The organism is Aquabacterium sp. UBA2148 (genome assembly GCF_002328915.1).
Classification (GTDB): domain Bacteria; phylum Pseudomonadota; class Gammaproteobacteria; order Burkholderiales; family Burkholderiaceae_C; genus Aquabacterium; species Aquabacterium parvum.
Map to the genome: position 1 here is coordinate 28,739 of NZ_DCXA01000311.1, position 9,212 is coordinate 37,950.

Here is a 9,212-nt window from a genome sequence, read left to right on the forward strand (position 1 = left end):
CGGCTGACCATGCGCAGCAGGCCGCGACGACCGTGGTGGTCCTTCTTGTTGGCCTTGAAGTGGGGGGTCAGTTCGTTGATGCGAGCGGTCAGCAGGGCGACTTGCACTTCGGGGGAGCCAGTGTCGTTGGCGCCACGGGCGTTGTCCTTGATGATGGCTGCGGTGTTGAGGTCTGCGACGGACATGGTGTTTCCTGAAAAACATGCAGGCCGCCTGCGCCGGGCTTCTTGTCTGGGTTGCCTGGGCGTGCGGTTTCTGCGTTGGACTTGCGACTCCGGGTGAAACCGACCCAGGTCGTGCGAAAGCCCTTATCGGTGTGCCCGGCAAAGCCAGCCACCCCAAAGAGGACAGCCCACAACTATATCAGGATTTCGCCAGGTGGTCGAGGATGGGGGCGTCAGGCACCAGCCAGGGGCCAGCGGGGCTGCACATCGAACACCGGCTCGCGGCTGGGCTGGGCCAGCCCGGCCTGCACCCGCATGGCCGCCGCCAGCGCGATCATGGCACCGTTGTCGGTGCACAGGTGCAGCTCCGGGTAGTGCACGCGGATGCCTCGGCGTTGGCAGGCATGGCCAAGCTGTTCGCGCAACCGCCGGTTGGCGCCCACCCCCCCCGCGATCACCACGCGCTTGAGCCCGGTTTCCTTGAGGGCGGCCAGAGACTTCTTGACCAGCACCTCGACGATGGCGGCCTGGGCGGACGCGGCCAAGTCCACCAAAGCCGCCTTGTTGGCGGGATCGGCCAAGGCGGCCGCGTCATCGAGCCAGTTCAAGCGCACCAAATGCGTGCGCACGGCGGTTTTCAGGCCGGCGAAGGAAAAATCGAGGCTGCCGCTGTGCAGCATGGGGCGCGGCAGGTCGAAGGCGTCTTCGCGCCCGCCTTCCGCCAGGCGCGAGAGGTGCGGGCCGCCCGGGTAAGGCAGGCCCATCAGCTTGGCGGACTTGTCGAAGGCTTCTCCGGCTGCGTCGTCCAGCGTCTCGCCCAGCAGTTCGTAGCGCCCCACCCCATCGACCCGCATGAGCTGGGTGTGCCCACCGGACACCAGCAGCGCGATGAAAGGAAATTCGGGCGGGTCGGCCGACAAGAAGGGCGACAGCAGGTGCCCTTCCAGGTGGTGGATGCCCAGCATCGGCTTGCCCAGGCTCGTGGCCAGCGCGCACGCCACCCCGGCGCCGACCAGCAGCGCCCCAGCCAACCCTGGCCCCCGGGTGTAGGCCACCAGGTCAACGTCGGACAAGGCCAGGCCCGCCTCGGCCATGACCTGGCGGGTCAAAGGCACGACGCGGCGGATGTGGTCACGGGAAGCCAGCTCGGGCACGACACCGCCATAGGCCTGGTGCATGTCGATCTGGCTGTGCAGGGCGTGAGAAAGCAGCTGGGGCGGGCCTTGCTCGTCGAGCTGGACAAGGGCGACCCCGGTTTCGTCGCAAGACGATTCGATGCCCAGGATGCGTTGGGGACGGACAGACATCCCTCAAGTGTAGGGTGCCGCACCAGACCGGGTGGTCGCATGGCCACATTGGCGAACGCCCCAGCGTGCCCTGGGGTGCGTTTGTTGCATGATGCCGGCATGCCGCAACCGCCAGCCATTCACCTGCGCGTCATCATCATCCTGCCCGTCACCGTCTCGCTGGAGCCAGACGACGACGAGGTGGCTGAAGTCGAGCGCACGCGCATCCTGCGCATCGCCCTGCTGGAAGCCGGCTACAACGTGGTCGCCACCCTGCCCGGCGACCGCTTCCTGCCCGAACGCCTGGCGCAGATCCAGCCCGACCTGATCGTGGTGGACGCCGAATCCCAGGGGCGCGACATCCTCGAACACGTGGTGATGGCCACACGCGATGACCGCCGCCCCATCGTGATGCTGTCGGACGACCCGGACACCAGCTACGTGCGCCAGGCCATCTCGGCTGGCGTGTCCACCTACGTGGTGGCGGGCACCACCGCGGCGCAGATCAAGCCCGTGCTCGACGTGGCCCTGGCGCGCTTCGAGCACGAAGAGCTGCTGCGCAGCGAACTGGCCGACGCGCGCAACCAGCTCGAAGAGCGCAAGGTGATCGACCGCGCCAAGGGCCTCTTGATGACGCGCCAGGGTTTGTCGGAGCAGGAAGCCTACGCGCGCCTGCGCAAGGCGGCCATGGACCGCGGCCTGAAACTGGCCGAAGTGGCCCAGCGCCTGATCGACGCCGCCGACCTGCTGGGCTGAAGCCCACGCTGTCGGTGCACGCCACCCCGGGACGGTGCGCCCGGGGCACCGCATCAGGGTCCGCGCCCCCGGTGCCACCCCTTCTTCCCAGTGATGCCTGCGGCCGTCAAGGCTGGCACAGGCTTTGCATTGCTTCCTGCAAGCAGGGTCAACGGCGACCTTGCGTGACTTGGGCGCTCAACGATGGGCCCCGAGCTTCCGGACAAAGGTGTCTTCGCTGCGAGTGGCCAAAGGGCCGATCGCATCGATGGCACCTTTTTTGTTTTTCAAAACAGGAAAGCTTTGCACCATGAATCAGCAGGATCCGAACATGACCCGCCGCACCATCTTGAAGACCGTCGCCGCTGCCGGCGCTGTCGGTGCCGCCACCGGATTGCCCTCCGCCGTCTGGGCCGCAGGCTCGGACAAGCCAGAGCTGGAAGAAGTCAAGATCGGCTTCATCCCCCTGACCGACTGCGCCTCCGTCGTGATGGCCTCGGTGCTGGGCTTCGACAAGAAGTACGGCATCAAGATCGTTCCGACCAAGGAAGCCTCCTGGGCGGGTGTTCGCGACAAGCTGGTCAACGGTGACCTGCACATGGCACACGTGCTGTACGGCCTGATCTACGGCGTGCAGATGGGCATCGGCGGCCCCAAGAAGGACATGGCCGTGCTGATGAACCTGAACCACAACGGCCAGGCCATCACGCTGTCCAAGAAGGTGGCCGATGCCGGTGGCAAGGACGGCGCATCGCTGGCCAAGTTGATGAACACCGACAAGCGCGAATACACCTTCGCGCAGACCTTCCCGACCGGCACGCACGCCATGTGGCTGTACTACTGGCTGGCCTCGTATGGCATCAACCCGATGAAGGATGCCAAGGTCATCACCGTGCCGCCGCCGCAAATGGTGGCCAACATGCGCGTGGGCAACATGGACGGCTTCTGTGTGGGCGAGCCCTGGAACCACCGCGCCATCATGGATGGCATCGGCATCACCGCGACCACCACGCAGGACATCTGGAAGGACCACCCCGAGAAGGTGCTGGGCACGACCGACGAGTTCGTCAAGAAGTACCCCAACACCGCGCGCGCCGTGATCATGGCCGTGCTGGAAGCGGGCAAGTGGATCGATGCCGGCCTGCAGAACAAGCTGAAGATGGCCGAGACCATCGCTGCCAAGTCCTACGTCAACACGGGCGTCGATGCCATCAACCAGCGCATCCTGGGCCGCTACCAGAACGGCCTGGGCAAGACCTGGGACGACCCCAATCACATGAAGTTCTTCAACGACGGCACGGTCAACTTCCCGTACCTCAGCGACGGCATGTGGTTCCTCACCCAGCACAAGCGCTGGGGCTTGCTGAAAGACCACCCCGACTACCTGGCCGTGGCCAAGCAGGTCAACAAGGTGGACCTGTACAAGCAGGCCGCCAGCGCGCTGAACGTGCCAATCCCCAAGGACGTCATGCGCACCACCAAGATGATCGACGGCGTGGTCTGGGACGGCAAAGACCCCAAGAAGTACGCCGACGGTTTCAAGATCAAGGTCTGAAGACCACCCATTGCAAGCCACCCGGTTCGACGTTTTCGCAGTTTCACCACTGAGCCCCGCTGAGACCGGCCCCACAGAGCGCCCCCGATGGCACCGCCCCCTCCTTCGCGGGAGGGGGCCGGTCATCCCGATGAAGGATGGCTCGTCAGGCCAATTTCTTGCAGACGCTGAACCGGGTGGGGCCCTTGCGCCCCATCCGCCCCCGACCTCTCTCTGCACCAAAGGAGTCCTCCATGGTCAGCGCCGTTTTCCACAGCCCCTCTGAAGCCAGCGACGCCCTGCGCGCCGACAAGGCCTCCGCGAAGTCCGCCTCCACGCCCATGACAGCCGCCTCCTCCACCACCGCCCCGGCCCCCACCCAGGCCGCCAAGGCCCCGTTTGACTGGGCTGGCTTGGCCATGAAAGTCCTCTCTCCTGTTGCCGGCCTGGCCTTGCTCATCGGCATCTGGGCCCTGCTCACGATGAAGAGCACCACCTTCCCGACCCCTTTGCAGACCTGGGATGCAGCGGTGGTGCTGTTCTCCGATCCGTTCTACAGCAACGGCCCCAATGACCAGGGCATCGGCTGGAACATCTGGTTCTCGCTCAAGCGCGTGGCGATGGGTTTCGGCCTGGCCGCGCTGGTGGGCATCCCGATGGGCTTCATCATCGGCCGCTCGCAGGTCATCGGCGGCATGCTCAACCCGATCATCAGCCTGCTGCGCCCGGTCTCGCCACTGGCCTGGTTGCCCATCGGCCTGCTGGTGTTCAAGTCGGCCGACCCGGCTGCCATCTGGACCATCTTCATCTGCTCGATCTGGCCGATGATCATCAACACCGCCGTGGGCGTGCAGCGCGTGCCCGAGGACTACCTCAACGTGGCCAAGGTGCTGAACCTGAGCGAGTGGAAGATCGTCACCAAGATCCTGTTCCCCTCGGTGCTGCCTTACATGCTGACCGGCGTGCGCCTGTCGGTGGGCACGGCCTGGCTGGTGATCGTGGCCGCCGAGATGCTGACCGGCGGCGTGGGCATCGGCTTCTGGGTGTGGGACGAGTGGAACAACCTGAACGTTCAGCACATCATCATCGCCATCTTCGTGATCGGCATCGTCGGCCTGCTGCTGGAAAACGCCCTCGTGGCCATCGCCAAGCGCTTCAGCTTCGAGTAAGGAGATCACCATGACCGCATTCATCGACATCAGCCAGGCCGAGATGGTGTTCAACACCAAGAAGGGCCAGTTCCATGCGCTGCGCGAAATCAACCTGCAGATCAACAAGGGCGAGTTCATCGCGCTGATCGGCCACTCTGGTTGCGGCAAGTCCACGTTGCTGAACCTGATCGCCGGCCTGCTGACGCCTTCGAGCGGCGGCCTGATCTGCGACAACCGCGAGATCGCCGGCCCCGGCCCCGAGCGCGCCATGGTGTTCCAGAACCACTCGCTGCTGCCCTGGCTGACTTGCTTCGACAACGTCTACTTGGCGGTGGAGCGGGTGTTCGGCGCCAAGGAAAGCAAGGCCCAGCTCAAGGCCCGCACCCAGGCCGCGCTGGAGCTGGTCAACATGGCCCACGCCACGCTGAAGCGCCCGAACGAAATCTCAGGCGGCATGAAGCAGCGCGTCGGCATCGCCCGCGCCCTGGCGATGGAGCCCAAGGTGCTGCTGATGGACGAGCCCTTCGGTGCGCTCGATGCGCTGACCCGCGCCCACCTGCAGGACGAGTTGCTCAAAATCGTGGCGCGCACGAACAGCACCGTGGTCATGGTGACCCACGACGTGGACGAAGCTGTGCTGCTGTCGGACCGCATCGTGATGATGACCAACGGACCGGCTGCCACCATCGGCGAGGTGCTGGACGTGCCCCTGGCGCGCCCCCGCAACCGCGTCGAACTGGCTGAAGACGCCACCTACATGCACTGCCGCAAGGCCGTGCTGGACTTCCTCTACACCCGCCACGGCGTGGCGCACAAGCAGGCAGCCTGAAGCCGCCCGCGGCCTGCGGCCTGCGGCCCCACAAGCTGGCACAGCGTTTGCAACTGTTTCAGCGGCCGTCGGTTTCCAGCGAATCCGGCGGTCTTCCTCAGCGGGGGTCAGTGGGTTTGCGAAAACGCCACCGACCCTTTTACGCCCCCTGTCCTCCCGGACGGGGGGCATTTTTTTGGGCCACGCCCCAAATCAGGGCCCCCAGCACGATCATCGGCACGCAAAGCCACTGGCCCATGCTCATGTTCAGCGCCAGCAGGCCCAGGAAGCTGTCGGGCTCGCGGAAATACTCGGCCACGAATCGGAAGACACCATAGCCCCCCAGGAAGGCGCCAGCCACCGCCCCCGAGGGCCGCGGGCTGCGGGCGTACCACCACAACAAGAGGAACAAGGTCACCCCCTCCAGCCCGAACTGATAGAGCTGCGACGGGTGGCGGGCGACGTCGGTGCCCGACTGAGGAAAGACCATCGCCCAAGGCAGGCTCGGATCGGCCGCACGCCCCCACAGCTCGCCGTTGATGAAGTTGCCGATTCGCCCTGCAGCCAGTCCCACCGGCACACAGGGCGCCACCAGGTCGGCCACTTCGAAAAACGAGCGCTTGCGACGCCAGGCGAACACCCACATGGCCAGGATCACACCAATGAGCCCGCCATGAAAGGCCATGCCGCCCTGCCAGACGGCCAGGATTTCACCTGGGTGGCTGAAGTAATACGCGGGCTTGTAGAACAGCACGTAACCCAGTCGGCCGCCCAGGATCACGCCCAGCACGCCGAAGAACAGCAGGTCCTCGATGGTTTCGCGCGTCCAGCCCGCCTCGGCGTACCAGGGACGTTTGACGCGCTGCGCCGCCAACAGGTAGAACATCGAGAAAGCCGCCAGGTAGGTCAGGCCGTACCAGTGGATCTGCAGGGGCCCCAGAGACAGGGCGATCGGATCAAATTGGGGGTGCGTCAGCATGGCGCGAACGATACCGCATGTGAGCGTGCACAACGGCGGCGCGCGAGACCTCACCCGGGGCGCTGCTACGATCCCGCGCATGCATCCGACCACCATCCAGATCATCGGCGCCGTGCTGTTCGGCATCGCCCTGCTTCACACGTTCTCGACCAAGTTCTTCGAGCACCTGGCCCACACGCGGCCCGCCCACGCAGGCCTGTGGCATTTCCTGGCCGAAGTCGAGGTGGTGTTCGGCTTCTGGGCCATGGTGCTGATGGTGTTCATGTTCGCGGTCAACGGCAAGGAAGACGCCGTGCGCTACATCGACAGCCGCAACTTCACGGAGCCGCTGTTCGTCTTCGCGATCATGGTGGCAGCCGCCAGCAAACCCATCATTCAGCTTGCCGGCCTGCTCACTCGCATCCTGACACGGTTGATCCCGCTGCCTGGGGCCATGGGCCTGACGCTGGTGATCCTGTCATTCGTCCCGCTGCTGGGCTCCTTCATCACCGAGCCGGCCGCCATGACCCTGGCCGCGCTGCTGCTGCGCGATGGGCTTTTCAAGCTGGGCATTTCAGAGCGCCTCAAATACGCCGTGCTGGGCGTGTTGTTCGTCAACGTGTCGATCGGGGGCACGCTCACGCCCTACGCCGCGCCGCCCGTGCTGATGGTGGCCAGCGCCTGGGGCTGGGATTTGGGCTTCATGCTCACGAACTTCGGCTGGAAAGCGGCGCTGGCGGTCGGCCTGAACGCCATCGGGCTGGTGGTGCTGTTCGCCCGGGAGTTCATCCGTCTGCGCCCGGCCACGGGTTCGCCCGAGCCCATGCCCCCGCTTGCGGTCACGGTCATCCACCTGGCATTTCTCGCCGGCATCGTCACCTTTGCGCACCACGCTGCGGTGTTCCTGGCGCTGCTGCTGTTCTTCCTGGGTTTCATGAACGCTTACCAGCGCCACCAGTCGCCCCCCATCTTGCGCGAAGGGTTGATGGTGGCCTTCTTCCTGGCCGGCCTGGTGGTGCTGGGCGGGCAACAGCAGTGGTGGCTCGAGCCCTTGCTGCTGAGCATGAACAGCGACGCGGTGTACTACGGGGCCACCGCGCTGACGGCCATCACCGACAACGCCGCTCTCACCTACCTGGGCTCCCTGGTGCCGGGCCTGAGCCCGGAGTTCAAGTACGCGTTGGTGGCCGGAGCCGTCACGGGCGGCGGCCTGACACTGATCGCCAACGCCCCGAACCCGGCCGGCGCTGCCATCCTCAAGGGCGACTTTCACGAGCAGTCGATCAACGCGCTGTCGTTGCTGGCCTCTGCTGCAGCTCCGACCGTGGTGGCCATGGTCTGCCTCAAGCTGATTTGAGCCCTCAAAAAAAAGACCCCGACACGCGGGGTCTGAAAACGCTCTTTTGATCCACCCCGGCACTCGCGCATCGGGATTGCGCAGATTATATTTGCACAAATGCAATGGGCGCCATCGATTTCAAAGTTGCGCGAGCGGGGTGGTCGCCGCTTCGGCTGCCTTGGCCACATCGGGCACCGCCAACCCTCTGATCACCTGCCCCAGATCGGACTGCAAGCGCTGCAAGGTGGCTTCGTCCAGGGCGTCGAGGGCGTGCGGCAACACCCCTGCCCACGGACCGGGCACACGGCCCAGGACCGCCAGCGCTTCATCGGTGACGAACAGCGACACGGCCCGTCGATCGGCGCCGGAGCGCTCGGAACGCATCAGACCTTTGCTCACCAGTGCCCGCACCAGGTTGCTGGCCGTGGGTTGGCGGATGTCCATGGCCTGCGACAGTTGCCCCACCCCGATGCCTGGCGACTCGGCCACCACGCTCAAGGCCCAGACCTGCGCCCCACCCAGCCCGCTCTCGTGCTCGACCTGGCTGAAGTGCGTCTTGACGGCATTGAAGATCACGCGGAACTGCCTGAGCACCTGCCGGGAGGGAGTGGGCACGTCGGTTGCATCCTGTGCAGAGATGTCGGGCGAATGGGTCATGAGGGGATGAAAACGGTGTCAACACGATGAGCGAGCCTTCTTCTTCCGACGTCGGCACCGGTTCGGGTGGCGGTGGCGGGACAGCCGAATCGCTCAGCCGTGAATTATCGGATTGGCGCGCCTGGGCCGCACGCCTGGTGATCATCGGTTTCGCCGTGTTGTCGGGTCTGGCTGTCATTGGGCTGACCTGGCTGAGCGAAGCGGCGTTGCACACGTTTTTTGCGCTGCACACCGCTCAGCCCTGGCTGGTGCTGCTGTGGACACCTGCCCTCACCGCAAGCATCGTCTGGTTGACGCGGCGCTGGGCCCCGGGAGCCGCAGGCTCGGGCATCCCGCAGGTGCTGGCCGCACAGCACGAAGACATCGCGCCCGAACAACGACGGCTGTTCGTGTCGCTGAGGCTGTCCGTGGCCAAGGTGCTGCTGACCTCCGCAGGCTTGCTCGCTGGCTTGTCAACGGGCCGCGAAGGCCCTTCGGTGCAAGTGGCAGCGGGTGTCATGCACCACGCGCGGCGCTGGCTGCCGCAACGCAGCCACATCAACGAGCGAGGCCTGCTGGTGGCGGGCGGTGCCGCGGGCGT

10 protein-coding genes are annotated in these 9,212 nt (G+C 65.5%); 6 read left to right on the top strand and 4 right to left on the bottom strand.

Annotated features, from left to right (window positions below):
* Positions 1-185: 30S ribosomal protein S15 (gene rpsO, locus B2W70_RS17325; protein ID WP_286747711.1), on the bottom strand; the 185-nt coding region annotated here is incomplete at its 3' end.
* A gap of 212 nt (positions 186-397) precedes the next feature.
* Complete coding sequence (gene tsaD / locus B2W70_RS17330; protein ID WP_286747713.1) at positions 398-1,471, bottom strand: tRNA (adenosine(37)-N6)-threonylcarbamoyltransferase complex transferase subunit TsaD; 1,074 nt, start codon at positions 1,469-1,471, stop codon at positions 398-400.
* Between the two features lie 99 nt (positions 1,472-1,570).
* On the opposite strand from tsaD, the gene B2W70_RS17335 reads away from it, so the two are divergent.
* The 4 genes from B2W70_RS17335 to B2W70_RS17350 all read left to right on the top strand — a co-directional run bounded on the left by B2W70_RS17335 (position 1,571) and on the right by B2W70_RS17350 (position 5,699).
* Positions 1,571-2,206, top strand: a complete 636-nt coding sequence (locus B2W70_RS17335; RefSeq protein ID WP_286747715.1) for an ANTAR domain-containing response regulator — start codon at positions 1,571-1,573, stop codon at positions 2,204-2,206.
* A gap of 289 nt (positions 2,207-2,495) precedes the next feature.
* The gene (locus B2W70_RS17340) at positions 2,496-3,740 is read left to right on the top strand and encodes a CmpA/NrtA family ABC transporter substrate-binding protein (RefSeq protein WP_286747717.1); all 1,245 of its coding nucleotides are present in this window, start codon (positions 2,496-2,498) and stop codon (positions 3,738-3,740) included.
* A 233-nt stretch (positions 3,741-3,973) separates the two neighbouring features.
* Positions 3,974-4,888: a nitrate ABC transporter permease gene (gene ntrB / locus B2W70_RS17345; protein ID WP_286747719.1), complete on the top strand. Its 915-nt coding sequence runs from the start codon at positions 3,974-3,976 to the stop codon at positions 4,886-4,888.
* A gap of 10 nt (positions 4,889-4,898) precedes the next feature.
* Positions 4,899-5,699, top strand: a complete 801-nt coding sequence (locus tag B2W70_RS17350) for an ABC transporter ATP-binding protein (RefSeq protein ID WP_286747720.1) — start codon at positions 4,899-4,901, stop codon at positions 5,697-5,699.
* A 139-nt stretch (positions 5,700-5,838) separates the two neighbouring features.
* Here B2W70_RS17350 and lgt read toward each other — a convergent pair whose 3' ends face one another.
* Complete coding sequence (gene lgt / locus B2W70_RS17355) at positions 5,839-6,657, bottom strand: prolipoprotein diacylglyceryl transferase (RefSeq protein ID WP_286747722.1); 819 nt, start codon at positions 6,655-6,657, stop codon at positions 5,839-5,841.
* A 79-nt stretch (positions 6,658-6,736) separates the two neighbouring features.
* Here lgt and B2W70_RS17360 point away from each other — a divergent pair, with 79 nt between their 5' ends.
* Positions 6,737-7,993 carry a putative Na+/H+ antiporter gene (locus B2W70_RS17360; RefSeq protein WP_286747724.1) on the top strand — a complete coding sequence of 419 codons (1,257 nt, stop codon included), beginning with the start codon at positions 6,737-6,739 and terminating at the stop codon, positions 7,991-7,993.
* Positions 7,994-8,113: 120 nt separating this feature from the next.
* On the opposite strand, the gene B2W70_RS17365 is transcribed toward B2W70_RS17360, so the two are convergent.
* Entirely contained in the window at positions 8,114-8,632 is a 519-nt protein-coding gene (locus B2W70_RS17365; protein WP_286747727.1) for a MarR family winged helix-turn-helix transcriptional regulator, read from the bottom strand.
* Positions 8,633-8,658: 26 nt separating this feature from the next.
* Here B2W70_RS17365 and B2W70_RS17370 point away from each other — a divergent pair.
* Positions 8,659-9,212 (top strand): chloride channel protein (locus tag B2W70_RS17370; protein ID WP_286747729.1); only part of this gene is annotated, 554 nt, incomplete at its 3' end.